This is a genomic window from Pseudomonas sp. NBRC 111133 (assembly GCF_001320605.1).
GTDB classification, from domain to species: domain Bacteria; phylum Pseudomonadota; class Gammaproteobacteria; order Pseudomonadales; family Pseudomonadaceae; genus Aquipseudomonas; species Aquipseudomonas monteilii.
This window is the reverse complement of the sequence record NZ_BCBJ01000001.1, coordinates 234,075-259,993: the sequence shown is the minus strand read 5'-3', so window position 1 is coordinate 259,993 and position 25,919 is coordinate 234,075. Positions and strand designations below refer to the sequence as shown.

The following is a 25,919-nucleotide window of genomic DNA, read 5'->3' as shown; positions in this document are numbered from 1 at the left end:
CGGCAGGGTGTCCTGATCTGGGCCAAGAGCCTGCCAGTATACGCAAGCCGTCAACTTTTGGTTGACGGCCGTTGCAGCGGTCACTTACAGATCCAGCACCAGCCGCGCTGTACGGGCGCGCGAGACGCACAGCATGATGCTCTGCTGGGCAGCCTTCTCCTCGTCGCTCAGGTACTGGTCATAATGCTCGGCCTCGCCCTCCAGAATGGCGGTCTCGCACGTACCGCACACGCCTTCGCGGCACAGGCACTCGACCTTGGCGGCCTTGGACTTTTCGATGGCCTGCAGAATGGTCATGCCTTCTTCCACCTGCAACTCCACGCCCGACTGCGCCAGCACCACGGTAAAGGCGCTGCCGGTAACGGGGGTGGCGGCAAACTGTTCCCAATGCACGCGGTGCTCGGCAATGCCGGCCTGGGCCGCGCAGGCGATGACCGCGTCAATCAGCGGTTTGGGGCCGCACACGTACAGGTGCGCTTGCTCGTCCAGCCCTGCGCACAGGGCGGCGAGGTCGAGCTTGCGGTCGAGGCTGTCGATGTAGAAACGGGTATTGGCCGCGTGCGGGCCACTGGCCAACTGGTCCTGAAACGCGCCATGCTCCGGTGCGCGGAAGGCATAGTGCAGCTCGTAGTCGGTGCTGCCACCTTCCAGTTCATGCAGTTGCGCCAGGAACGGGGTAATGCCGATACCGCCGGCAATCAGCACATGGCGGCCAGCAGAAGGGTCCAGGGCAAACAGGTTGTTGGGCGACGAAATGGTCAGGCGGGTGCCGACTTCCACCTGCTGGTGCATGAACGCCGAGCCGCCCTTGGACTGCTCTTCCAGGCGCACGCCAATCTGGTAGCTGCGGGTGTCGCGCGGGTCGCTCATCAGCGAGTAGGCGTTGCTGAACTGGCTGCCGTCGGCGCCTTGCATCTGCACGATGACGTGGCTGCCACCGGTGAAGGCGGGCATCGCCGCGCCGTCTTCGCGGGCCAGGGTAAAGCGCTTGATCAGCGGCGTGGCGTGTTCCACGTCGGTTACGCGGACGCTGAACATTTCATAAGTGTTGGCCATGGTTCACCTCGACTGCCGGGGTGCGCGGCAGGCCCTGCCGCGCACCTTTACGTGCCAAAAAACGTGGAGGGGTTGCCATCAATCGTCGAGGTGGGCCACGGCGATCAGGTTGTGGAAGTGGGCGATGCCGTGCTCGCTCATGCCGCTGCGCTCGCGGTCGGCCATGATGCGGCCCTGGCCACGGTAGCCACGCGATTTCAGGCCCTTCTGCACGCTTTCGACCAGGCGCAGGTCTTCTGGGCGGAACACTTCGCGGTACCAGTCGATCAGCTTCTGCTGCTCTTCAGTGATGTCCTTGTTGAGGAAGTAGATGTCGTAGTGCTGCAGGGTGGTTTCGGCATCGACCGGGAACTCGTAGATCACGGTCATGAAGTTGGCCCCTGGCGGCACGTTGAACATGGTGCACGGCCAGGCCCAGAAGCCGGCGAACGACGGGTCCTTCACGTTTTCGTCGAACTTGAACGACTGCTCCGAAGGCTTGGCCAGGCCGTACTGCAGGGTCCAGTTGCCGTGCAGGCTGTGGCTGTACTGGCCAACGTCCACCGAGTCGGAGAAGCCTGGGTGCGCCGGGGCGCAGTGGTAGCACTCCAGGTAGTTGTCGACGATCGACTTCCAGTTGGCCGGGGTGTCGCTGACGAAGCGCGCGGCCAGGTGCAGGTCGTCGATTACCGCGCAGGCTTCACGCATGCGGGCTTGCATACCTGGCAGCTGGTCTTCGACGGAGCCGGCGTCCATGTCCATGTTGATGAAGATGAACCCAGCGTATTCTTCTACGCGCAGCTGCACCAGGGTGGAATTTTCCTTGTCGAAGTTGACCACGTTGTCGCAGTTGCGGGCGTGGGCCAGTTCGCCGTCGAGCTTGAAGGTCCAGGCGTGGTACGGGCAGGTGATGACGTTCTTGGCCTTGCCGCTGCCGCTGAGCAGCTGGTGGCCACGGTGCGGGCAGACGTTGTAGAACGCACGCAGGACGTTGTCACGGCCGCGCACGACAATGATGCTTTCGCCAATCACTTCGCGGGTGATGTAGGCGTTGTTGTCTGCCACTTCGCTGCGGTGGCCCACGCAGATCCAGCTGCGGGCGAAGATGGCTTCTTTCTCGTGCTCGAACACGGCGGCCTGGGTGTAGAAGTTGGCCGGGAGGGTGAAGGCCTCGTCGGCATTCGCGCAGAAATCGGCGGGCAGGCGTTTGAAGTCGTTCATGACAGGTATCTCACAAGCTCGGTTTATAGTTGTTGGTTAACGCGTATCTGCTGGTTAACAGATCAGGCAAAAAAATTTGCAGTCTTGCAAAGGGGCTGTGGTGCAGCCCCGATGATTCAATCAATGCACGGCAGCGGCGCTGCGTGGGGCATGCTCGGCGGGTTCCTCTCCGGCCATGCGTGCAGCTTCTTCCTCGATGACGTGGGCCGACACTTGGCCGTAGTCAGCGATCATCCACTTGAAGAAGCCGTAGATCTTCACCAGCAGAATTACCATGAACGGGATCGCGGTCAGCACCACGGCCGTCTTCATGGTCGACAACGACGCCTTGGCGAACAGCATGGCCAGCGGCACCAGGGTCAGCACCACGCACCAGAACAGACGGTGGGTTGGCGTCGGGTCGTCGCCTTCACGCAGGTTGCGGGTGCTGGTGGCGGCCACCGCGTAGGCTGCGGCATCCATGTGCGAAGCACAGAAGATGGCCATGATGAACAGGTACACACCGAGGAACACCTGGCCCCACGGCAATGCCAGCAGCAAGTGCGTCACGGCCGATTCGCCGCCTTGTTCAGCGAGCATCTTCGGTACATCCACCGCGCCGGTGATGAACTGGTGCATGCTGTAGCTTTCCAGCGCGCCGAAGAAGAACCAGCAACCGAAGCTGCCACCCAGCAGCAGGGCCAGTACCACTTCCTTGATCTGCCGGCCACGCGAAACGCGGGTGACGAACATGGCCACGCCGGGTGCGTACGACACCCACCACAGCCAGTAGAACACCGTCCAGTTGCGGGTGAAGGCGCCGTCGCCGGCCGGGTCGGTGAACAGGCTCATGTGCACGTAGTTCTGGATCATCAGGCCAATCGAGTTGGCGGTGTTGTTGATGGTGAACTGGGTCGGGCCGACCAGCAGGATCACGGCAGCAAACACCAGCGCGCCGATGCACACCATCTTGCTCAGGCGCTGCAGGCCGCCATCGATACCGATGTACGAGCTGAGCGAGAACATCACCGCCACGCCACCGATCACCATCAGTTGCACGGTGAAGGTGTCCGGGGTGCCGGTCAGGTCATGCAGGCCACGGGTGAGGGTGGAAGCGGTCAGGGCCAGCGACACGGTCAGTGCGCCCATCATGGTCAGCAGGAAGATCAGGTCGACGCTGCGGCCCACCGGGCCGGTGGCCTTGAAGCCGGTCACCGCTTCGACGATCGAGGCCAGGTTCAAGCCGCTCTTCTTGCGTACATGGAAGTGATAAGCCATGGCCAGCGAAGCCAGGGCGTAGATCGACCAGGCGCTGATACCCCAGTGGAAGAACGAGTAGCCGACGCTGTATTCCAGCGCCTTCGGGGTGGCGGCGGCGATGTTCAGGCCCGGGGTCTGGTAGTAGTAGGCCCACTCCATCACACCCCAGTAGAGGGTCGACGACCCCATGCCGGCGCAGATGAACATGAACACCCAGGTGGCGGTGGCATATTCTGGCTTGCCACTGCCCAGGCGAATGTTGCCGTACTTGCTGAAGGCCAGATACAGCACGGCCAGGGTACTGGCGAACACCAGCACCTGCACGCTGGTACCGAAGGTGCGGGTGGACAGTTCGAACAACTGGTTGGCGGCGCTTTCAGCCTGGGCGGGGAAGGCTGCAAGGCCAATCACGGTGAGCAGTACGGCAATCAGGCTCACGGTAATCAGGAACACATCAATCTTTTTATTCTTGTGCGACATCATCGTCTCCTGGACGTTGGCGTACTTGTTATACCCGGCAGGCATCCGGGGTGTTGCGGTGCTGCTCCTTCCTTGGTTGTTAACCTTTAGTTTACTAGAATCTAATGGTTAACAGATTTTGCATACAATCCACGCCGCTCGCAAGAGGCAAGGGGCCGATTGTCAGACAGTTCTGACAATCGGCCCCTGTGTATCAGGCTTCGACCAGTGCGGTAATGGCCTGGCCCACTTGTTGGGTGGACTGCTGGCCGCCCATGTCGCGGGTCACCTTACCGGCGGCGATGACCTGCTCGATGGCCTTGAGGATGTCGTCGTGGGCGGCGCGGTAACGTGGATCGGCGCCGTCGTTGCCGAGGAAGTCCAGCATCAGTGCGCCCGACCAGATCATCGCGATCGGGTTGGCGATGTTCTTGCCGTAGATGTCTGGCGCCGAACCGTGTACCGGTTCGAACAGCGACGGAAACTTGCGCTCGGGGTTGAGGTTGGCCGACGGTGCGATGCCGATGGTGCCGGCGCAGGCCGGGCCGAGGTCGGACAGGATGTCGCCGAACAGGTTCGAGGCTACGACCACATCGAAGCGGTCGGGCTGCAGCACGAAGCGGGCGCAGAGGATATCAATGTGCTGCTTGTCCCAGCTGATTTCCGGATAATTGGCCGCCATGGCGGCGGTGCGCTCGTCCCAGTACGGCATGCTCACGGCCATGCCGTTGGACTTGGTGGCCGAGGTGACGTGCTTGCGCTCGCGGGTCTGTGCCACATCGAAGGCATACTTGAGGATGCGGTCGACACCGCGGCGGGTGAACACCGACTCCTGCAGCACGAACTCGTTGTCGGTGCCTTCGAACATGCGGCCACCCAGGAAGGAGTATTCGCCTTCGGTGTTTTCGCGGATGACCACGAAGTCGATGTCACCTGGCTCACGGCCAGCCAGCGGGCACGGCACGCCCGGGAACAGGCGCACCGGGCGAATGTTCACGTACTGGTCGAAATCGCGGCGGAACTTGAGCAGCGAACCCCACAGCGAGATGTGGTCCGGCACCTTGTCTGGCCAGCCCACGGCACCGAAATACAGGGCGTCGAAGTCCTTGAGCTGTTCGAACCAGTCGTCCGGCATCATCTTGCCGTGGGCCAGGTAGTAATCGCAGCTGGCCCACTCGAAGAACTCGAAGCTGATGTCCAGGCCGTGCTTGCGCGCAGCGGCCTCGACCACGCGAATGCCTTCTGGCAGTACTTCGTTGCCGATGCCGTCGCCAGGGATTGCCGCGATTCTGAAGGTCTTGCTCATGGGGTGCACTCGTTGTCTAGGGAACAGGTGCTGGCCATGCTATAAGGGCTTGCTTCGGAGATAATCTGGCCAATCATGGATTCTTGGAACACGCTACGTGAATAATCTGCCCAGTCTGGACGACCTCAACATTTTCCTGCAGGTGGCCAAACGTGCCAGCTTCGCGGCCGTGGCCGACGAGTTGGGTATGTCGGCGGCGTACATCAGCAAACGCATTCGCATGCTCGAACAAACCCTGGAGGTGCGGCTGCTGCACCGCACCACACGGCGGGTAACGGTGAGCGAGGAGGGCGAGCGGGTGTATCAGTGGGCGTTGCAGATTTTCGATGCCGTGCAGCGCATGGGCGATGACATCAGCGCCCAGCACCGCGAGCCGGCCGGCCAGCTGCGCATAGCCAGCAGCCTGGGGCTGGGGCGGCGCTTCGTGGCGCCGGCCTTGTCGGAGCTGGCCGAACGCTACCCGCGACTGGACATTCGCCTGGACGTGCACGACCGCCTGGTGGACCTGATTGCGGAGGGCGTGGACCTGGACATCCGCGTGGGTAATGCCATTGCCCCCAACCTGATTGCCAAGCCGCTGGCGCGCAACCGCCGGGTGCTGTGCGCCGCGCCGGCCTACCTGGCGCGGCGCGGTGGGCCCAAGGTGCTGGGCGACCTGGCCAGCCATGATTGCCTGGTGATCAAGGAGCGCGATCACCCGTTTGGTGTGTGGCAACTGATGGGGCCTAACGGCGAAGAAAGCGTGCGGGTGACCGGCGGCCTGTCGACCAACCATGGTGAGGTGGCGCACCAGTGGTGCCTGGACGGGCGCGGGATATTGCTGCGTTCGTGGTGGGATGTGCACGACAGCCTGCAGGACGGGCGCCTGGTGCAGGTGCTGGAGGACTATCACCAGCCGGCGGATATCTGGGCGGTGTATACCTCGCCGCTGGCCAGTTCGGCCAAGGTGCGGGTGGCGGTGGACTTTTTTCGGCAGTACTTTGCCGAGCGTTACAGCTTACCGGGCTAACTTCTGCTGGCTGGCACAAAATCTTAGCGCTTGCGCGATCCCTGTGGGAGCAACTCACAAGCGGGCTTGCACGCGAACACCGGCGCAGCCGGTGCCATGTACCGAGTCGCCTGCTTCGCGGGCAAGCCCGCTCCCACAGGGTCCCTGCTAAATCAATGGGTTCGCTCGTGTATACCTCCCGGTATATGGACAGCCCATCACCTTGCCGCATAGCTTAACCCCTCGACGGGGCGCACCTTGCACACGCTATAACAACAGCGATGCCCCGTGACCTTTCAGTCCTGCCAACCCGACAACTCTAAAAATGAGGCGGCAAATGGAAAGCATCGGCACCTATGTCATCTACGTCATCATGGTGTGCGCGGTATTGGGTGCGGTGGCATCCATTTACAATCCCGAGGGCGAGCTGGGCCAGGAGTTCATCGCCGGCCTGCACAGTATCGGGCCCATCTTCATCCCGGTAGCGGGCATCATGGCGGCGATCCCCTACATTTCGGCGGGCATCAGCCATGTGATCGCGCCGCTGTTCCTGGCCATCGGTGCCGACCCCGGCATTGCCGGCCCCATCTTCATCGCCTCGGACATGGGCGGCTACCAGCTGGCCAAGGCCTTGGCGCAAAGCCCCGAAGGCTGGATCCTGGGCCTGATTACCGGCTTTCAGTGCGGCGCCACGATCATCTTCGTCATCCCGGTGGGGCTGGCCATGTTGCGCAAGGTCGACCACAAGTACATGGCCCTGGGGATCATGGCCGGGCTGCTGACCATCCCGCTGAGCATCATGATCATCGCCATGGCCATGCAGGCCCTGGGCCTGAGCGTGCGCCCCGACATCGCCACCACTGGCGCCGCCACCCAGGCGCTGCACTTCACCTGGGCGATGCTGCTGCGCAACCTGATGCCGCTGATCCTGTTCTGTATCGCCCTGGCGGCGGCGTTGCGCTATTTCCCGACGCTGATGGTGTACCTGTTCCTCAAGCTCGGCCAGTTCATGTACATCGCCGTGGTGCTGGTGCTGGTGGCGTCCATCGTGCAGTACTTCACCGGCCTGTTCAGCCACCTGTTCGGCAGTTGGGGGTTCGCGCCAATCATTGCCGACGCCGACGACCAGTTCCGTGCCCTGGAAATAGCCGGCTACATCGGCCTGATGCTGTGCGGTGCGTTCCCCATGGTGCACCTGCTCAAGCGCTTCCTGGCGCGGCCGATCGAGCGGGTGGCCTCGCGCTTTGGCATGTCCGGTGTCGGTGCGGCCGGGGTGCTGGCGGCCTCTGCCAATATCCTGGCCATGTTCAGGCTGGTCAGCGAAATGCCGCCCAAGGACAAGGTGCTGGTGATCGCCTTTTCGGTGTGCGCCGCCTTTACCTTTGGCGACCACATGGCCTTCTCGGCCAACTTCCAACCCTCGTTGATATTGCCGCTGATGATCGGCAAGCTCAGTGGTGGCCTGATCGCCATGCTGCTGGCCAGTTGGCTGGCGGTGCCCAAGGCGCAGGAGATGGGGCGCCAGGATGATGCCGCCGGTGCGTTCAAGGTAGCGGCCGAGCCGTCCTGAGCCAAAAACGTCATGCACATGATCCGGAGCGTCCAGGGCGCCCCGGATTTTGTGTTTTTTGCCAATCAAGCCGGTAAGGTCGCACAGGCCTTCCGTGCACGAGAGCGTGGTGAACAATGACAAAAGATGAGGCGAAGGGGCTGGCGGCGGTAATCGAGGCGACCGGCAGCGAGCAACTGGGGCCGGCGCTGGATGCCTGGCTGCGGGGCACGCTGGCGTTCGACATGAGTTGCGCTTACCTGTTCCAGTTCAACCAGCCTGCGCTGTTGGTGCATAACGGCTACAACCATTCGGTAACCGAGCGCACCCTGAATGCCTACGTGCGAGGCGGTTACCTGCTCGATCCTTTCTACGTTGCCTGCGTCAACGAGCATCCGGCCGGGGTGTGGCGCATGAGCGAGCTGGCGCCTGACTGCTTCTTCTCTTCGGGCTTTGCCATCTCCAAGGATATCCACCCTTGCGTGTCGTCCGACTACGGCACGGCGATTGAAGAGGTGGGCTTCATCATGCCGTTGCGGTCCCAGGTGGCGATGGTCTATTCGCTGATGCGCAACCACGGCAGTGGCGATTTCAGTGCTGCGGAAATGGACCTGCTGGCGGGCATGGTGCCACTGCTGGCGTCGGTGTTCGGCCAGCATTGCCGGTTGCGTTATGCCGATTGCCTGCGCGCTACGCCGGAGGGGGCGGTGTTGGAGGATGCTTTTGTCGAGATCCTGCAAGGGCAGTTGACCGAGACTCAGCGCCTGATCGCCAAGTTACTGTTGCAGGGGCACAGCAATGCGTCGATTGCGCGGCAGCTGAGTATTTCTGATGGGACGGTGAAGGTGCACAAGCACAACATCTACCAGCGTCTGGAGATTTCCACCAACGCCGAGTTGTTCCGCCTGTTCATCGACTACCTGGCCAAGGCCTGATAAAGCAAAGGGCTGCAACGCAGCCCTAGGATGTGAAAGCAGCAGGTTATTTGAACAGCGGGCTCAGGTGCTCGCTCAGGTAGATGCCCTGCGGGTCAAGCTGCCGGCGCAAATTACGGAAGTCCTCAGCCCGCGGGTAGATGGCGCTCACATCCTCACCGGTCAGGAAGTGCAGCTTGCCCCAGTGCGGCCTGGCGCCATACGAACGCAGAATCTGATCCACCGCCCGCAGGTAGTCCCAGTAATCGGTACCCGGTTGGCCAGACACCGAAATGGTCACGCTGTCCTGCTCGAAGAACGGGCTCATCCATGCGCCATCGCCGGCCGTGAAACGGTACTCGATGGGGTAGATGGCCTCGGGGAAGTCCTCCAGCATCAGCTTGCGCACTGCGCGCAGCGCTTCCTTGCTGTGTCGTAGCGGCACGGCGTATTCCAGTTCGTGGAAATTGGGCAGGTACTCGATCGGGTACACATCCGAGCTGTACGCCACTTTTTCGAATTCGCTTTCCCAGGCCGGGCGTTCGGTAATGTCCATGACCTTCACTTCGCACACGTCGGTAGTGCGCCCGGTGGTGGAGGTCGCGGCAGTATCGGGCAGGCAATAGCAGTGGCGGCTTTGTTCGTACGGGCACCAGAAGAAGCTGAAGTGGCGGTGCGTGCGCGCCAGTTCATCGTGCTTTTCCATCACGCTTTCGAAGTCTTCGCGCCAGATGCGCTCGTGCAGGTTGAAGCTGTCGGTTACCTGCAAGGTCAGTTCCGAAACGATGCCCAGCACGCCAAGAGAAACCCGGCCAGCCTGCAACAGGTCGGGGGTGCTTTCGTCCACCACAAGGATTTCGCCATTGGGCTGCACCAGCTTCATGCCAACGATGGACGAAGCCAGATTGCCCAAGGTAAGGCCGGTGCCGTGGGTGCCGGTGGTCAGGGCGCCGGCAATCGACTGGCTGTCGATGTCGCCCTGGTTGACCATCGACAAGCCCGCTGCACGCAGTGCCTTGCCAAAGGCATTGATGGTGGTGCCGGCGGCAGCGGTGACGCGCTTTTTCTCAGGGTCGATGTGGCGCACGCCACTCATGTTGGCCAGGCTCAGGTGCAGGCCATTGGTCAGCGCCACCGGGGTAAAGGAATGTCCGGAACCGGCCACACGCACATTCATGCCATTGCTGCTGGCCTGGTTCACCATCGAACACAGTTCGTCTTCACTGGCTGGCGCCCCGCGTGCTGCACGGATGCAGGACTGATTGCCGGCCCAGTTGCGCCAATGCGCGTGTTCCAGGCCAAATTCGTTGATGTGCATGTTGTTGGAAGAGGTGGTCACGTTGGTCTCTCCTGCTGGTTGTTCTTCTGCTCAGATGGCCGTGTAGCCGTTGTCGGCAAACAGGTGTGCGCCGTTGACGAAACTGGCGTCGTCACTGGCCAGGAACAAGGCTGCGCTGGCCACTTCCGAAGGCTCGCACAAGCGCCCCTGAGCGGCTGCAATGGCCTCTTCGCTCACATCCACGCCATGGCGGCGCAGCATGTCGATCTCGCGCAGGCCGTGGGCGGTGGCGATAAAGCCTGGGCAAATGGCGTTGGCGCGGATGCCCCGGTCACGGAACTCCACGGCGATGGCCCGGGCGAACATGTGCGTGGCGCCCTTGCTGGTGCAATACAGCACCTCCATGGGTGTGCCCACCACAGCCGAGATGGATGAGGTGCAGACGATGCTGCCGCCACCGGCGGCCAGCATGCCCGGCAGGACGGCGCGGGTGACCAGGAACATGCTTTTCACGTTCACTGCCATCACCCGGTCCCACTCTTCTTCGCTGGTGTCCAGAAAGGGCAGGGCCGCGAGGATGCCGGCGTGGTTCATCAGCACGGTAATGTGCCCGAAGGCTTGCTCTACAGCCGCCACTGCCGCCTTCACTTGCTGTGCGTCCGACACATCGGCCGCCGCGAAAATAACGTCGTGGCCTGCATCGCGCAGTGCCCGGGCTACCTCGGCGCCCTTGCTGTCTGGCAGGTCGACAATGCCCACCCGAGCCCCTTCAGCTGCAAACAGCTGCGATGCAGCCAGCCCGCAGCCCCCCGCGCCACCAGTAATCAGCGCTATCTTGCCGTTGAGACGTCCCGCCATGTTCGACTCCCGTTGTTTGTTATTGATCTGTTCTTGCAGCCCGGGCGTTTCGCGATTCGCGTGGCGGAGCATGAAACAGAACAACGGGAACATCCATATACCGATGGGTATACGGGCGGCGGGCTAGTGGTTTTGCCGTTCGATCAACGTCAGGCACCGCTGCACGACCGGGCTCACATCACCCTTGCGGCGGCTGAGGATGATCGGGCTCACCGCGCCGCTATCCAGCAAACCTACATACTCGATATCGGTACGGTGCTGCTGTTGCACCGACGCCGGCACCAGGGTCACCCCCACGCCCACCGCCACCAGGCCAATGGCGGTTTGCAGTTCGTTGGCCCACTGGCTGACGCGGATGCTCATGCCGTGCTGGGCGAACAGCGCCAGTACGTGGTCGGCATAACTGGGCCGGGGGTTGGCCGGATAGAGGATGAAGGCCTCGCTCGCCAGCTGGGCAAGGCTAAGCGGGCTGCCCGCCAGCGGGTGGCCCTTGGGCAGCACGGCCACCAGCGGGTCCTCGCGCAATACCTGTTGCGCAATGGCCGCGTCATCGATGCGAATCCGCCCGAAGGCGATGTCGATGCGCCCGCTTTTCAACGCTTCCACCTGCTGCAGCGTGGTCATCTCGCTCAGGCCCAGTTCCAGCTCGCTGTCCTGGCGCAGCTCGCGGATCAGCTCCGGCAGCACGTTGTACAGGGTCGAGGGGGCAAAGCCGATGCCCAGCCACTGGCGCTGGCCCTGGCCAATGCGCCGGGTGTTGTCGCTGATATTTTGCAATTGCTGCAACACGGTGCAGGTCTGCTCATAGAAGAAGCGACCCGCCTCGGTCAGCCGCAACGGGCGTTCGCGCACCACCAGCAGGGTACCGAGCTGGTCCTCCAGTTGGCTGATCTGCCGGCTCAGGGGTGGCTGGGCAATGTGCAGCAGCTCGGCGGCGCGGGTGAAATTGAGGGTTTCGGCCAAGACTTTGAAGTAACGCAGGTGGCGCAGCTCCACAAGACCTCCAGGGTATGGTGGGAGATTCATTTGATATTGGACGGTCATCAGGGTCTCGCGCAATCCTTGAACACGCAAGTAAATGCACCATTCGGGATTGCCACTGGCAGCCCGACCTGACGGGACCTGGCTACAATGACAAGCGCGCTGATTGAACGCATAGAAGCAATTATCGTCGACCTGCCGACCATTCGCCCGCACAAGCTGGCAATGCACACCATGCAGCAACAGACCCTGGTGGTATTGCGTGTGCGCTGCAGCGATGGCGTGGAAGGTATCGGCGAGGCCACCACCATCGGCGGCCTGGCCTATGGCTACGAAAGCCCCGAGGGCATCAAGGCCAATATCGATGCGCACCTGGCGCCTGCGCTGATCGGCCTGGCGGCAGACAACATCAACGCTGCCATGCTCAAGCTGGACAAGCTGGCCAAGGGCAATACCTTTGCCAAATCGGGTATCGAAAGCGCGTTGCTCGACGCCCAGGGCAAGCGCCTGGGCCTGCCGGTCAGCGAGCTTCTGGGCGGCCGTGTGCGTGACAGCCTGGAAGTGGCCTGGACCCTGGCCAGTGGCGACACCGCCCGCGACATCGCCGAAGCCCAGCACATGCTGGAGATTCGGCGTCACCGTGTGTTCAAGCTGAAGATCGGCGCCAACCCGGTGGAGCAGGACCTCAAGCACGTGGTGGCCATCAAGCGTGAGCTGGGGGACAGCGCCAGTGTGCGCGTCGACGTCAACCAGTACTGGGACGAATCCCAGGCCATTCGCGCCTGCCAGGTGTTGGGCGACAACGGCATCGACCTGATCGAACAACCGATTTCACGCATCAACCGGGGTGGCCAGGTGCGCCTGAACCAGCGCAGCCCGGCACCGATCATGGCCGATGAATCGATTGAAAGCGTCGAGGACGCCTTCAGCCTGGCCGCCGATGGTGCGGCCAGCATCTTCGCATTGAAGATCGCCAAGAACGGTGGCCCGCGTGCCGTGCTGCGTACTGCGCAAATCGCCGAGGCCGCCGGTATCGCCCTGTATGGCGGCACCATGCTCGAAGGTTCGATCGGCACCTTGGCGTCGGCCCACGCCTTCCTCACCCTGCGCCAACTCACCTGGGGCACCGAGCTGTTTGGCCCGCTGCTGCTGACCGAAGAGATCGTCAACGAGCCGCCGCAGTACCGCGACTTCCAGCTGCACATTCCCCGTACCCCAGGCCTGGGCCTGACCCTGGACGAACAGCGCCTGGCGCGTTTCGCCCGTCGCTGATCAGCAAGCAAGGAGATAATCATGCTGTTCCACGTGAAGATGACCGTGAAACTGCCCGTCGACATGGACCCGGCCAAGGCCGCCCGGCTCAAGGCCGACGAAAAGGAACTGGCCCAGCGCCTGCAGCGCGAAGGTACCTGGCGCCACTTGTGGCGCATTGCCGGGCACTATGCCAACTACAGCGTGTTCGATGTGCCCAGCGTCGAGGCGCTGCACGATACCCTGATGCAACTGCCGCTGTTCCCGTACATGGACATCGAGGTGAACGGCCTGTGCCGGCACCCTTCGTCGATCCACAGCGACGACCGCTGATTCGCACCTGACTACCCGACAAGAACAATACGAGGTAAGCACGATGACCGTGAAAATTTCCCACACTGCCGATGTTCAAGCCTTCTTCAACAAGGTGGCTGGCCTGGACCATGCCGAGGGCAACCCACGCTTCAAGCAGATCATCCTGCGCGTCCTGCAGGACACCGCGCGCCTGGTCGAAGACCTGGAAATCACTGAAGACGAATTCTGGCACGCCATTGACTACCTCAACCGCCTGGGCGGCCGGAACGAGGCGGGCCTGCTGGCCGCAGGCCTGGGTATCGAGCACTTCCTCGACCTGCTGCAAGACGCCAAGGACGCCGAAGCCGGCCTGGGTGGCGGCACTCCGCGCACCATCGAAGGCCCGCTGTACGTGGCCGGTGCGCCGCTGGCGCAAGGCGAAGCGCGCATGGACGACGGCACCGACCCGGGTGTGGTGATGTTCCTTCAGGGCCAGGTGTTCGATGCCGATGGCAAGCCGCTGGCCGGTGCCACCGTCGACCTCTGGCACGCCAACACCCAGGGCACGTATTCGTACTTCGATTCGACCCAGTCCGAATACAACCTGCGCCGCCGCATCATCACCGATGCCGAGGGCCGCTACCGTGCGCGCTCCATCGTACCGTCGGGGTACGGCTGCGACCCGCAGGGCCCGACCCAGGAATGCCTGGACCTGCTTGGCCGCCACGGCCAGCGCCCGGCGCACGTGCACTTCTTCATCTCGGCACCTGGGTACCGTCACCTGACCACGCAGATCAACTTCGAGGGCGACAAGTACCTGTGGGATGACTTCGCCTACGCCACCCGTGACGGGCTGATTGGCGAGCTGCGCTTTGTCGAAGATGCCGCTGCCGCGCGTGATCGCGGTGTTCAGGGTGAGCGCTTTGCCGAACTGGCGTTCGACTTCCACCTGCAGGCGGCTGCAGCGCCGGAGGCCGAAGCGCGCAGCCATCGGCCGCGTGCGTTGCAGGAAGGCTGAGTTCTAGCCTGGATTCACCGTGTTTTGGCCTGGGCCTTTCCGTGCGGGGAGGGCCTGGGCTTTTTGCTGTCGGCCGCTTGTCATCTAGAATCGGCCTTTTACCCCGAGCCCGCACCATGCTCCCGATCGCACTGCTACAGACTACCGCCGACCAGGCCCCGCTGATCCGTAACCTCTATCAGTTCTATGCTTACGAGTCCTCCGACTGGGAGCAGGAAGACGTCGAAGTGGATGGTCGCTTCTACATCCACGACGAGCACCTGCAGCGCCACTGGCAGGACGACGGTTGGGGCGCCTACCTGGTGCTGGCGGACGGCTTCATCGCCGGTTTCGTACTGGTGGAACGCAGCGAGCTGCCGGGCATCGATGCCCTCGAACTGGCCGACCTGTTCATCCTGAAGAAATACCGCCGGCAGGGTATTGGGCACGCGGTGGCGTTGCAGTTTTTGAGCGGTGAGGGCGACTGGTTGCTGCGCTGTTACGCACAGGATCCACCCGCGGTGGCGTTTTGTAACGCTGTGCTGGCGAACCTGTCGCGCCCGGCACGGGCGATTGCCTTGGACGATGAACCTGACTTGCTGAATTTCCTGGTGGGTGGCGCCCGCCATTGAGGCTTTATCCGTCTTCGTTCGTTCTTGAAGGGGAATAGCGAGATTTTTGTGAGCCACTTCACAAAATCGCCGTGAGCGGCATAATGCCATCAACGCATTCCAAGACCCGGCCACAGCGTGCTGGGATCCCTTCTCATGCCCCTCGAGGGTTCAGGTAAAGTTCATGTCGCTAGCTGCAAACCCCGACATCATGTACCGGCTGTTGATCCAGAGCGTGGTGGACTATGCCATCTACCTGCTCACCCCCGAGGGTATTGTCGCCAACTGGAACCCCGGTGCCCAACGTGCCAAGGGCTACCATGCCGATGAAATTGTCGGCCAGCATTACTCGTTGTTTTATAGCGATGCCGAGCGTGGAGCCGGGCTGCCGGCGCTGAACCTGGAGCAAGCGCGCAGCACCGGGCGCTTTGAAGAAGTGGGTTTGCGCCTGCGTAAGGACGGCACCGCCTTTCACGCCCATGTGGTCATCGAAGCGGTGCACGACGATGCCGGGCAACTGGTGGGGTTCGCCAAGGTCACCCGCGACATTTCCGAGCGCCATCGCCAGGAGCAGGAGTTGTTACAGGCCAAGGAACTGGCCGAGCAGTACAGCCAGGAAATGACCAAGCTGTCTCAGTTCCTGGATTCGGTGATTGCCAACATTCCTGCCAGCGTCATTGTCCAGGACCTGGAAAGCCAGCGCATCCTGTTGGCCAACCAGCAGGCCGAGCGCCTGTTCGGCGGGCCGGGGCGCAGCATGATCGGCCAGTTGCCCGGTGACTGCCTTGCCCCCGCAGCGGCCGACTACCTTGAGCAGCAACTGGCGCGTGGCGCCCGCAGTACCAAGGGCCATGCTGCCGAAACCCGCGTCGACACGGCCCGCGCACCCTTCGCAGCCGCACCTTGCTCAGCCAGAACCGCGAGGGCCAGGCTGACTACGTGCTGTTCGTCGCCGAAGATGCCACTGAAGAGTTGGCCGCCCATGCGCAGATCCACCACATGGCGCACCATGATGCGCTTACCGGGTTACCCAACCGAACGCTGTTCAACGAACGCCTGCGACAGGCCCTGGTGCGCGGCAGCGAAAACGCCAAGCTGACCGCCGCCTTATGCCTGGACCTGGACAATTTCAAGAACATCAACGACTCGTTGGGCCATGCCTTTGGTGACAAGCTTTTGCGGGCCTTGGGCAAGCGCTTGCGCCGAGAACTGCGTGAGCACGACACCTTGGCCCGTCTGGGCGGTGACGAGTTTGCCGTGGTGCTGACGGGCCTTGATGGTCGCGATGCCGCGTGCAACACCGCGCAGCGGCTGATCAACGCCATTTGTCCGCCGTTCCAGATCGAAGGGCATCAGTTCACGGTAGGGGTGAGCATCGGCATTGCTATCGCCCCCGATGACCACGACCAGGCCGAGCAGCTGCTCGGTTATGCCGACATGGCGCTGTACGAGGCCAAGCGCAATGGCCGCAACCGCTACGAGTGTTTCGACGTTGAGCTGGACGTCGCGGCCCGCCAGCGCCGCCTGGTGGAAACCGACCTGCGCACCGCACTGCATCTGGGCCAGCTGCAGCTGCACTATCAGCCGGTGGTCGACCAGCAGACGAGCAGCGTTACCGGTTACGAGGCGTTGCTGCGTTGGGAGCACCCGACCCGTGGCATGGTCATGCCCATGGACTTCATCCCCATCGCCGAAGAAACCGGGCTGATCCACGAACTGGGCACGCGTGCACTGAACCTGGCTTGCCAGGAAGCGGCCAGTTGGGACAGCGAGCAGACCGTGTCGGTCAACCTGTCGGCGGTGCAGTTCAAAAATGGCAACCTTGTCCATATCGTCGCCCTGGCGCTGGCCGACTCAGGCCTGCCGCCGCAGCGGCTGGAGCTGGAAATTACCGAATCGGTACTGCTGGGCAACAGCGAGGAAAACGTGCGCACCTTGCGTGCGTTGAAAGACCTGGGTGTGTCCATTTCGCTGGACGACTTCGGGACCGGCTACTCATCGTTGGGGTACCTGCGGTCGTTCCCGTTCGACCGGATCAAGATCGACAAGTCGTTCGTGCACGACATGTGCGACAGCCGCGAAGCAATGTCGATCATTCGCGCCATTACTGACCTGTCCAACAGCCTGATGATCAAGACCACGGCCGAGGGGGTGGAGTCGGAAGAGCAGATGCGACGGTTGGCGGCGGAAGGGTGTTCGCACTTTCAGGGTTACCTGTACGGGCGGCCGGCGCCGGCGAGTGAGCGCCTCAAGGAGGTCATTACGCCAGGCTGACGGCTTACGCGGTCTTACTCAAAATCTAAAAGCTTGTGCAATCCTTGTGGGAGCGGGCGTGCCCGGGAGCACCGGCGCAGCCGGTGCCAGCCACTGAGTTGATTTCTTCGCGGGCGCGCCCGCTCCCACAAGGCCCGTGTCGCGCTTATGAATTTCAGCTATTCCAATCCGGCGCAAACGCCGGGCTTACCAGCCGCTGGTCCTTCGGCAACCCGGCAATCGCCGCACGGTCTTCGTCATCCAGTTGCACGTCCAGCGCTGCCAGGTTGGCCATCTGGTTTTCGCGGCTGCTGGCCTTGGGAATCGCTGCCACGCCATCCTGGTCCAGCAGCCATTTCAGCGCCACCTGGCTGGGCAGCACGCCGTGCTTGTGGGCAATCGCCTGGATCACCGGCTGCCCCGCCGCCTGGCCACGGGCCAGCGGGGTGTAGGCGGTGAGCAGCAGGTCATGGCGACGGGCGTAGTCCAGCAGCGGTTGCTGGTCGAGCAGCACGTGGTACTCCACCTGAATGGCCGACAATGGCGCACCGAGTGTTTCCACCACCTGGCGCAACAGTCCAAGCGGGAAGTTGGCCACGCCGATATGCCGCGCCTTGCCTTCGTCACGCAGCGCTACCAACGTTTCGATGCTGCGGGCCAGGTCCCAGTCCTGGCCGGGCCAGTGGATGTGGAACAGGTCGACGTGCTCGGTGCCCAGCGCGCGCAGGCTGTCTTCCAGTGACTGACGCATGGCCTTGGGTTCCAGGCGGTCCCACCACACCTTGGTGGTCAGGTGGATCTGCTCGCGCGGCACGTCGCTGTCGCGCAGGGCCTGGCCGACAGCCGCTTCGTTGTCGTAAGCGGTGGCGGTATCGATGTGTCGGTAACCCACGTCCAGCGCCTGGCGCACGGCCTGGGTGCACTCGGTGCCAGTCATCGGCCAGGTGCCCAGGCCAATTGCGGGCAGGGCCAGGCCGTTACGGGTGGTGAGCCTTTGCATGTCAATTCCTTGTAGGGTGTGCAGGGGCAGCGTCGATGGTCGACGATCAGCACGGCACGGACCATGCGCGCGGAGCACAAAGTGGTCGATCAGCGAACAGAAAATGCTGTCGGCCTGGACAAGCGGCAATTGAACTTCCTTATGCTGCGTCATCTCTTCTAGAATCCGAACTGTTGTACCCGCCAGGCCATGCCTGTGCGGCCTTCCCTGGGCGCTGCCTGCTGGCGCGCCGTCATCGAGAGAGCCATGAGTTCCAGCACACCGCTGTCCGGCGTCAACCAACCTCTGCGTGGCATCGCCCTCGTTGTGGTGGCGACGTTTCTGTTTGCCAGCCACGATGCCCTGTCCAAATTCCTCGGCGGCCTGTACCCGATCATCATGGTGGTGTGGGCACGCTATTTAGTGCATACGCTGCTGATGGCCGGTATCTTTCTGCCCAAGTCGGGTATGAACGTGCTGCGCACCCGTCGGCCGCTGTTGCAGACACTGCGTGCCCTTAGCCTGCTCAGCACCAGCCTGTTGTTCACCACGGGCCTGCAATACCTGCCGCTGGCCGAGGCCACGGCAGTCAACTTCCTTGCCCCGGTGCTGGTCACCGCGTTGTCGGCACCGCTGCTGAAAGAGCGGGTGACGGTGGGGCAGTGGGTGGCGGTGGTGTTGGGCTTTATCGGTGTGCTGGTGGTGGTACACCCGGGGGGAGCAATGTTCACCCCTGCCATTCTGTACCCGTTCGGTTCGGCGCTGGGGTTCTGTTTCTACCAACTGCTGACGCGCATCCTGGCGGCGCACGACAGCCCGACCACCAGCAACTTCTATGCGGGGCTGTGCAACACCTTGGCATTAAGTGCGCTGGTGCCATTCTTCTGGGAAATGCCGCGTTGGGACCATGCGTTGCTGATGCTGGCGCTGGGGGGCTTTGGCATGACGGCGCACCTGCTGCTGACCCAGGCCTTCCGCCATGCGGCGCCAGCGTTGCTGGCACCGTTCAGCTACTGCCAGATCGTGTTTGCCGGGTTGCTCGGGTTCGTGATCTACAGCCAGGTGCCGGATACCTTGAGCCTGGTGGGTATTTCGGTGATTTGCCTCAGTGGGCTGGGGGCGGCGTGGATGCAGCGGCGTAAATGAGGCGCTCGCCGCTGCGACAATGTCAGGGCTGGTAGTCGCCCGCCTTGATGTATTCAGCGCCTGTGAGATCGAGCGCCGCGCGGGCGGCGCTCGATCTCACAAGCGCCAAACTTCTTCAGTCAGGCACCTACCGAGCCATAAACTGCAGGATGCGCTCGCGCAGCCAGCGCTCGGCGGGGTCGTTGTCCTGGGCGCCGCTCCACACCATCGACAGCTCGGCCTCGGTGATATCGAACGGCGCCGGGTCGGCGCGCAAGCTGCCGTCGTCGGCCAGGGCGCAGGCGGCGTAGTCCGGCACCGTGGCGATCATCTCGGTATTGCGTAGCAGGGCACGCAGGCTGCCGAACTGCGGCACCGCCAGCACCACCTTGCGGCAACGGCCGATGCGCGCCAGGTCCAGGTCGATATTGCCGCTCATGTCGCCGGAGAACGACACCATCACATGCGGGCGGGCGCAGTATTCGTCGAGGGTCAGCGGGCCGGGCCTGTCGTCGGCACGCAGCACCCGCACACCGATGTTACGCAGCTTGCGGCGCTTGGCGGTGGCCGGCAGGTCGGTGGTATAGCTCACACCCACCGAAATTTCACCGCTGGCCAGCAAGCCGGGCATCAGCAGGAAGTTGGCACGCCGTACCACCACGCTGATGTCCGGGGCCTCTTCGCGCAAGGCCTGCAGCAGGGCCGGGAACAGGCCGAATTCGGCGTCGTCCGACAGGCCCAGGCGGAACACGTTGCAACTGCTGGCCGGGTCGAACTCGCGGGCTCGGCTGATGGCGGCGGAAATCACGTCCATGGCCGGGCCTAGCTCCCTGAAGATTTGCATGGCCCTTGGCGTGGGCTCCATGGCCCGACCGCTACGGATCAGCAGCGGGTCGTCGAACAGCTCGCGTAGGCGGGCGAGGGCGGCGCTGACGGTGGACTGGGTGATGAACAGTTTTTCACCCACGCGGGTCAGGTTGCGTTCGATCATCAGGGCTTCGAACAGCACCAGCAGGTTCATGTCGACGCGGCGCAGGTCGTTGCGGTTCATTGGGCTCGGGTTCCGGGGGTAGAGGGCTTGGCGATGTATTGAAGCATGGGGGCGGCCTGCTTGCCTTGTATGGATGTGCCGGCCAACGCCTGACAGAGCCAGCCTATCACCCCCTAACAGCCACTCTATTAGAAGTCTGCCCAAGCTCGGCTAGTCTTTCCCTTGGCCCCGCGAATTGCGCTAGGGGGCGGTGTGTCAGCACCTGCGTGCAAGACCGCACCGGCCCGCCGTGACAGCTTCGCAAGCCCCGTGTAGACCTGATGAGGGGTAGCACGAGCCCACGCGCTCGGCTGAAAGAACACCTGGCATAGACCGGAAATCTGGATAACCGACCCAAAGGTACCCGCAGATGTCGAACGAATCGAAATGCCCGTTCCATCAAACCGCAGGTGGCGGCACCACCAACCGTGACTGGTGGCCTGACCAGCTCAACCTGAGAATTCTTCACCAACATTCGTCCAAGTCCAGCCCTGACCCGGACTTCGATTACGCCAAGGCGTTCAAGAGCCTGGACTTCCAAGCCCTGAAAAAAGACCTGACCGCCTTGATGACCGATTCGCAGGACTGGTGGCCCGCCGACTTCGGCCACTACGGCCCGCTGTTCATCCGCATGGCCTGGCACAGCGCCGGTACCTACCGCATTGGCGATGGTCGGGGTGGTGCGGGCTCGGGTCAGCAGCGTTTCGCCCCGCTCAACAGCTGGCCGGACAACGTCAGCCTGGACAAGGCCCGGCGCCTGCTGTGGCCGATCAAGCAAAAGTACGGCAACAAGATTTCCTGGGCCGACCTGATCGTGCTTACCGGCAACGTCGCTCTCGAATCCATGGGCTTCAAGACGTTCGGCTTCTCGGGCGGGCGCGCCGATGTGTGGGAGCCCGATGAAGACGTGTACTGGGGTTCGGAAAAGGTCTGGTTGGGGGGCGATACCCGCTACGGCAAGGACCAGGTCAAGGCCCAGCCGCCAGGCCAGGGTGACCTGGTGGCCGAGCCGGCCAAACATGGCGAAGAGCAGAACCGCGACCTGTCGGCCGAGCGCAACTTGGAAAACCCGCTGGCCGCCGTGCAGATGGGCCTGATCTACGTGAACCCGGAAGGGCCGGAGGGTAACCCCGACCCGGTGGCTTCGGGCAAGGACATCCGCGAGACCTTCGGCCGCATGGCCATGAACGACGAAGAAACCGTGGCGCTGATTGCAGGTGGACACGCCTTCGGCAAAACCCACGGTGCCGGCCCCGCCGACAACGTCGGCCCCGAGCCGGAAGCCGCAGGCCTTGAACTGCAGGGCCTGGGCTGGGCGAACACGTTCGGCAGCGGCAAGGGCGGTGATGCCATCACCAGCGGGCTGGAGGTGATCTGGACGTCGACCCCGACGAAGTGGAGCAACGAGTACCTCAACAACCTGTTCAACTTCGAGTGGGAGCTGACCAAAAGCCCGGCGGGCGCTCATCAGTGGCGGCCAAAAGAAGGCAAGGGCGCAGGCACCGTACCGGATGCGCACGACCCGGGGAAAAAGCACGCACCGTCCATGCTGACCTCCGACCTGGCGCTGCGCTTCGACCCGATCTACGAACCGATCGCCCGCCGCTTCAAGGACAACCCCGAGCAGCTGGCGGATGCGTTCGCCCGCGCCTGGTACAAGCTGATCCACCGCGACATGGGCCCGCTGGCGCGTTACCTGGGCCCGGAAATGCCCAATGAAGAGCTGCTGTGGCAGGACCCGTTGCCCAAAGCTGAGGCATCCACTGTCAGTGAACAAGACATCGCGGCCCTCAAGGCCAAGGTTTTAGCATCGGGTTTGAGCGTGGGCGAGCTGGTTTCCACCGCCTGGGCATCGGCCTCGACCTTCCGTGGCTCCGACAAGCGCGGTGGTGCCAATGGCGCCCGCTTGCGCCTGGCGCCGCAGAAGGGCTGGGCTGCAAACCAGGGTGTAGACAAGGTGCTGGCGGCGCTGGAGAAGATTCAGGCCGACTTCAACAATGGCGGTAAAAAGGTCTCGATGGCCGACCTGATCGTGCTGGCAGGTACCGCCGCCGTTGAAAAGGCCGCCAAGGATGCCGGCTACAGTGGCAGCGTTGGGTTCCGCCCGGGGCGTGTCGATGCGTCCCAGGCGCAGACCGATGTAGAATCGTTTGCCGTGCTGGAACCGTTGGCCGATGGTTTCCGCAACTTCACCAAGGCTCGCTATAGCGTCAAGGCCGAGAAGCTGTTGCTAGACAAGGCCCAGTTGCTGACCCTGACCGCACCGGAGCTGACCGTGCTGATCGGTGGCCTGCGCGTGCTGGGCGCCAACCATGGCGGCAGCAAGCAGGGCGTGTTCACCGACAAGCCCGGCACCTTGAGCAATGACTTCTTCCGCAACCTGCTGGACATGGGCGTGGAATGGAAGGCGACTTCGGCAGACAACGAAAGCTTCGAAGGCCGCGATCGCAAGACCGGGCAGGTGAAGTGGACCGGTAGCCGGGTTGACCTGGTGTTTGGTTCGCATGCCCAGTTGCGGGCGTTGAGTGAGGTGTATGGCAGCAGTGATGGGGGGGATAAGTTCGTCCGGGACTTCGTTGCGGCCTGGCAGAAGGTTATGGAACTGGACCGCTTTGACCTGAAATAGCAGCGCTGGAAACGGGGGCGCGTTGCGTCCCATTCGCGGGCAAGCCCGCTCCCACAGGTACAGCGCCGCCTTTCAGGGCTGCGAAGAACCTGTGGGAGCGGGCATGCCCGCGAATGGGCTGCAAAGCAGCCCCCAGGGGCAGTGGCCATCCCGCCAATTCCAGGTCGGATAGATACAAAAGCGTCCTCGTCGGTTCTGTTGCAATGCTTCTCAGGCGGCAAGCCTGAACAGCGTGCTCACAACGACAAGGAACCCCGACCATGCAAATGCCCAAAACCCTGAAAATCCGCAATGGCGACAAGGTGCAGCCAACCTTCTCGGCCCAGGAATATGCGGCCCGCCATGCCCGGCTGCGGGCCTACATGGACGAGCAGGACATCGAAGCGGCGATCTTCACGTCGTACCACAACGTCAACTACTACAGCGATTTTCTCTACTGCTCGTTCGGCCGCCCGTATGCACTGGTGATCACCCAGGACAAGGTGGTCTCGATCAGTGCCAACATCGACGGCGGGCAACCCTGGCGGCGCACGGTGGGCACTGACAACATCGTCTACACCGATTGGCAGCGCGACAACTTCTTCGTCGCCATTCAGCAGGCCCTGCCGCTGGCCTCGCGCATTGGCGTGGAACATGACCACCTCAACCTGCAGAATCACGGCAAGCTCAGCGCCTGCTACCCCAAGGCCGAGCTGGTAGACATCGGTGCACCCTGCATGCGCATGCGCATGATCAAGTCGACCGAGGAACAGGCGCTGATTCGCCATGGCGCGCAGGTGGCCGATATCGGCGGTGCGGCGGTGGTAGAGGCGCTGCGCGATCAAGTGCCTGAGTATGAAGTGGCATTGCATGCCACCCAGGCGATGGTACGGGAAATTGCCAGGCGCTTCCCCGATGCCGAGCTGATGGACACCTGGACCTGGTTCCAGTCCGGGCTCAACACCGACGGTGCGCACAACCCGGTAACCAGCCGCCGTGTGGGCAAGGGTGAAATCCTCAGCCTCAACTGCTTCCCGATGATCGCTGGCTACTACACCGCGCTGGAGCGCACACTGTTCCTCGACCACTGCCCGGACGAGCACTTGCGCCTGTGGCAGGCCAACGTCGAGGTACACGAGGCCGGGTTGAAGCTGGTACGTCCGGGCATGCGCTGCAGCGATATCGCCCGTGAACTGAACGAGATTTTCCTGCGCCACGACCTGCTGCAATACCGCACCTTCGGTTATGGCCACTCGTTCGGCACCTTGAGCCACTATTACGGCCGCGAAGCCGGGCTGGAGCTGCGCGAAGACATCGACACGGTGCTGGAGCCGGGCATGGTGGTGTCGATCGAACCGATGATCATGCTGCCTGAAGGGCGATCGGGGGCAGGTGGGTACCGCGAGCATGACATCCTGATCGTCAACGACAGCGGCGCCGAGAACATCACCAAGTTCCCGTATGGGCCGGAGCACAACATCATTCGCAAGTAAGCATCGGCGGTGCCTCGTCGCGGCTTCAGCCGCGACGAGGCCAGCCCAGACAACAAAAAAATCACTGTATGACCACCAGACCCTGCCTCCAATTAAAAGAACCAGAGGGTACCCGTCATGTCCAGCACCACACTTGACCCATCCACCGTCGACGGCCCCGCGCACAGTGCCGAACGCCAGGCCCTGCGCAAGGCCGCCCGGGCCAGTTTCATGGGCAACTTCGTCGAGTGGTTCGACTACGCCGCCTACGGCTATCTGGCCACCATCATCGCCGCCACCTTCTTCCCGCAAACCGACAAGACCACCGGCTTGCTGGCCACCTTTGCAGTGTTTGCCCTGTCGTTCCTGGTGCGGCCATTGGGCGGCATCGTCTGGGGGCATTTTGGCGACCGCCATGGCCGGCGCAACGCACTGTCGTGGTCGATCCTGATCATGTCGGTATCCACCTTTTGCATTGGCCTGTTGCCCGGTTATGCGCAAATCGGCCTGTGGGCACCCTGCCTGCTGTTGCTGATCCGCCTGGTGCAGGGCTTTTCGGCTTCGGGCGAGTACGCCGGTGCCGCCGCGTTTCTGGCTGAATACGCACCGCCTGGCCGGCGCGGCTTGTACACCAGCATCGTGCCGGCCAGCACGGCGGCGGGCTTGCTGTTTGGGGCGGCATTCGTGGCGGTACTGCACGAACTGCTCAGCAACGAAGCCCTGCATGAATGGGGCTGGCGGCTGCCGTTCCTGCTGGCGGCGCCGTTTGGCCTGGTCGGGCGGTATATCCGCATGAGCCTGCAGGACACCCCCAAATTTCTGGAGATGGAGCAGCGCCTGGAAAACAAAGCCTGCATGGCGCGGGCGCCAATACGCGAGCTGATGAGCCAACACCGTCGCAGCCTGGGCATCGGCATTGGCGTGACCTGCCTGAACGCCGTGGCGTTCTACCTGCTGCTGAGCTACATGCCGACCTACCTGTCTACTGAAATGGGCATGAGCGAGCGGGATTCGTTCATTGCCTCGACGGTGTCGCTGGCCACCTATATTGGCTTGATCTTCCTGATGGGGCGTTTGTCCGACCAGTTTGGCCGCAAGACCATGCTGGTGGTGGCGTCGCTGTTGTTCCTGGGGCTGACCGTGCCGTTGTTCCGCCTGCTCGATGGGCAGCCGCTGGTGGTGATCCTGGCGATCCAGATTTGCTTCGGGGCGATACTGGCAATGAACGACGGCACCTTGCCGTGCCTGCTGGCGGAGATTTTCCCGACCCGGGTGCGTTTCAGTGGCTTTGCCCTGAGCTTCAATCTGGCCAACGCGCTGTTTGGCGGGACTGCGCCGTTCATTGCGACCTGGCTGATCCAGGTGACCGGCAGCAAGCTGGCACCGGCGGGGTATTTGCTGGCGGCGGCACTGGTGGCGCTGGTTGCCATGCTGATGTGTCGGGAAACGGCGCACTCGGCTCTTGAAGATTAG

Annotated in this window: 20 protein-coding genes and 1 pseudogene; 12 read left to right on the top strand and 9 right to left on the bottom strand. The window is 62.8% G+C overall.

Annotated elements, in window-relative coordinates; translation table 11 throughout:
• Positions 1-84: 84 nt before the first annotated feature.
• From APH36_RS01170 to APH36_RS01155, 4 genes are all read right to left on the bottom strand, one after another.
• Positions 85-1,056 carry a PDR/VanB family oxidoreductase gene (locus APH36_RS01170; RefSeq protein ID WP_060497118.1) on the bottom strand — a complete coding sequence of 324 codons (972 nt, stop codon included), beginning with the start codon at positions 1,054-1,056 and terminating at the stop codon, positions 85-87.
• A gap of 78 nt (positions 1,057-1,134) precedes the next feature.
• Positions 1,135-2,256 (bottom strand): aromatic ring-hydroxylating dioxygenase subunit alpha, encoded by a 1,122-nt coding sequence (locus tag APH36_RS01165; protein ID WP_060497117.1) that lies wholly within the window; start codon positions 2,254-2,256, stop codon positions 1,135-1,137.
• 120 nt (positions 2,257-2,376) lie between these two features.
• Positions 2,377-3,975 (bottom strand): BCCT family transporter, encoded by a 1,599-nt coding sequence (locus APH36_RS01160; RefSeq protein WP_060497138.1) that lies wholly within the window; start codon positions 3,973-3,975, stop codon positions 2,377-2,379.
• A gap of 193 nt (positions 3,976-4,168) precedes the next feature.
• Positions 4,169-5,260 carry a tartrate dehydrogenase gene (locus APH36_RS01155; RefSeq protein ID WP_060497116.1) on the bottom strand — a complete coding sequence of 364 codons (1,092 nt, stop codon included), beginning with the start codon at positions 5,258-5,260 and terminating at the stop codon, positions 4,169-4,171.
• Positions 5,261-5,357: 97 nt separating this feature from the next.
• On the opposite strand from APH36_RS01155, the gene APH36_RS01150 reads away from it, so the two are divergent.
• From APH36_RS01150 to APH36_RS01140, 3 genes are all read left to right on the top strand, one after another.
• Positions 5,358-6,269, top strand: coding sequence for a LysR substrate-binding domain-containing protein (locus tag APH36_RS01150; RefSeq protein WP_060497115.1), 912 nt, complete (start codon positions 5,358-5,360; stop codon positions 6,267-6,269).
• Between the two features lie 316 nt (positions 6,270-6,585).
• Positions 6,586-7,818 carry an ethanolamine utilization protein EutH gene (gene eutH / locus APH36_RS01145; RefSeq protein WP_060497114.1) on the top strand — a complete coding sequence of 411 codons (1,233 nt, stop codon included), beginning with the start codon at positions 6,586-6,588 and terminating at the stop codon, positions 7,816-7,818.
• Between the two features lie 116 nt (positions 7,819-7,934).
• Positions 7,935-8,732, top strand: coding sequence for a helix-turn-helix transcriptional regulator (locus APH36_RS01140; RefSeq protein ID WP_060497113.1), 798 nt, complete (start codon positions 7,935-7,937; stop codon positions 8,730-8,732).
• Positions 8,733-8,778: 46 nt separating this feature from the next.
• Here the strand turns inward: APH36_RS01140 and APH36_RS01135 are convergent, their stop codons facing one another.
• From APH36_RS01135 to catR, 3 genes are all read right to left on the bottom strand, one after another.
• Complete coding sequence (locus tag APH36_RS01135; RefSeq protein ID WP_060497112.1) at positions 8,779-10,050, bottom strand: D-arabinono-1,4-lactone oxidase; 1,272 nt, start codon at positions 10,048-10,050, stop codon at positions 8,779-8,781.
• A 30-nt stretch (positions 10,051-10,080) separates the two neighbouring features.
• Positions 10,081-10,848, bottom strand: coding sequence for an SDR family NAD(P)-dependent oxidoreductase (locus APH36_RS01130; protein WP_060497137.1), 768 nt, complete (start codon positions 10,846-10,848; stop codon positions 10,081-10,083).
• Between the two features lie 123 nt (positions 10,849-10,971).
• The gene (catR, locus tag APH36_RS01125; protein ID WP_060497111.1) at positions 10,972-11,844 is read right to left on the bottom strand and encodes an HTH-type transcriptional regulator CatR; all 873 of its coding nucleotides are present in this window, start codon (positions 11,842-11,844) and stop codon (positions 10,972-10,974) included.
• Positions 11,845-11,979: 135 nt separating this feature from the next.
• On the opposite strand from catR, the gene APH36_RS01120 reads away from it, so the two are divergent.
• The 5 genes and pseudogenes from APH36_RS01120 (at position 11,980) to APH36_RS01100 (ending at position 17,256) form a co-directional block, all read left to right on the top strand.
• The gene (locus APH36_RS01120) at positions 11,980-13,101 is read left to right on the top strand and encodes a muconate cycloisomerase family protein (protein ID WP_060497110.1); all 1,122 of its coding nucleotides are present in this window, start codon (positions 11,980-11,982) and stop codon (positions 13,099-13,101) included.
• A 21-nt stretch (positions 13,102-13,122) separates the two neighbouring features.
• A complete protein-coding gene (catC, locus tag APH36_RS01115) occupies positions 13,123-13,413 on the top strand; it encodes a muconolactone Delta-isomerase (RefSeq protein WP_060497109.1) in 291 nt (96 codons plus the stop codon).
• 43 nt (positions 13,414-13,456) lie between these two features.
• The gene (gene catA, locus APH36_RS01110) at positions 13,457-14,392 is read left to right on the top strand and encodes a catechol 1,2-dioxygenase (protein WP_060497108.1); all 936 of its coding nucleotides are present in this window, start codon (positions 13,457-13,459) and stop codon (positions 14,390-14,392) included.
• 116 nt (positions 14,393-14,508) lie between these two features.
• The gene (locus APH36_RS01105; RefSeq protein ID WP_060497107.1) at positions 14,509-15,003 is read left to right on the top strand and encodes a GNAT family N-acetyltransferase; all 495 of its coding nucleotides are present in this window, start codon (positions 14,509-14,511) and stop codon (positions 15,001-15,003) included.
• A 163-nt stretch (positions 15,004-15,166) separates the two neighbouring features.
• Positions 15,167-17,256 (top strand): annotated as a pseudogene (locus APH36_RS01100) (putative bifunctional diguanylate cyclase/phosphodiesterase).
• 154 nt (positions 17,257-17,410) lie between these two features.
• Here the strand turns inward: APH36_RS01100 and APH36_RS01095 are convergent.
• Positions 17,411-18,235, bottom strand: coding sequence for an aldo/keto reductase (locus tag APH36_RS01095; protein WP_060497106.1), 825 nt, complete (start codon positions 18,233-18,235; stop codon positions 17,411-17,413).
• A 246-nt stretch (positions 18,236-18,481) separates the two neighbouring features.
• On the opposite strand from APH36_RS01095, the gene APH36_RS01090 reads away from it, so the two are divergent.
• A complete protein-coding gene (locus APH36_RS01090) occupies positions 18,482-19,360 on the top strand; it encodes a DMT family transporter (RefSeq protein WP_060497105.1) in 879 nt (292 codons plus the stop codon).
• 127 nt (positions 19,361-19,487) lie between these two features.
• Here the strand turns inward: APH36_RS01090 and APH36_RS01085 are convergent, their stop codons facing one another.
• The gene (locus tag APH36_RS01085) at positions 19,488-20,390 is read right to left on the bottom strand and encodes a LysR family transcriptional regulator (protein WP_016715685.1); all 903 of its coding nucleotides are present in this window, start codon (positions 20,388-20,390) and stop codon (positions 19,488-19,490) included.
• A 349-nt stretch (positions 20,391-20,739) separates the two neighbouring features.
• On the opposite strand from APH36_RS01085, the gene katG reads away from it, so the two are divergent.
• The 3 genes from katG to APH36_RS01070 all read left to right on the top strand — a co-directional run bounded on the left by katG (position 20,740) and on the right by APH36_RS01070 (position 25,919).
• The gene (gene katG, locus APH36_RS01080; protein WP_060497104.1) at positions 20,740-22,995 is read left to right on the top strand and encodes a catalase/peroxidase HPI; all 2,256 of its coding nucleotides are present in this window, start codon (positions 20,740-20,742) and stop codon (positions 22,993-22,995) included.
• Between the two features lie 260 nt (positions 22,996-23,255).
• Complete coding sequence (locus APH36_RS01075; protein WP_060497103.1) at positions 23,256-24,467, top strand: M24 family metallopeptidase; 1,212 nt, start codon at positions 23,256-23,258, stop codon at positions 24,465-24,467.
• A gap of 117 nt (positions 24,468-24,584) precedes the next feature.
• Positions 24,585-25,919 carry an MFS transporter gene (locus tag APH36_RS01070; RefSeq protein WP_060497102.1) on the top strand — a complete coding sequence of 445 codons (1,335 nt, stop codon included), beginning with the start codon at positions 24,585-24,587 and terminating at the stop codon, positions 25,917-25,919.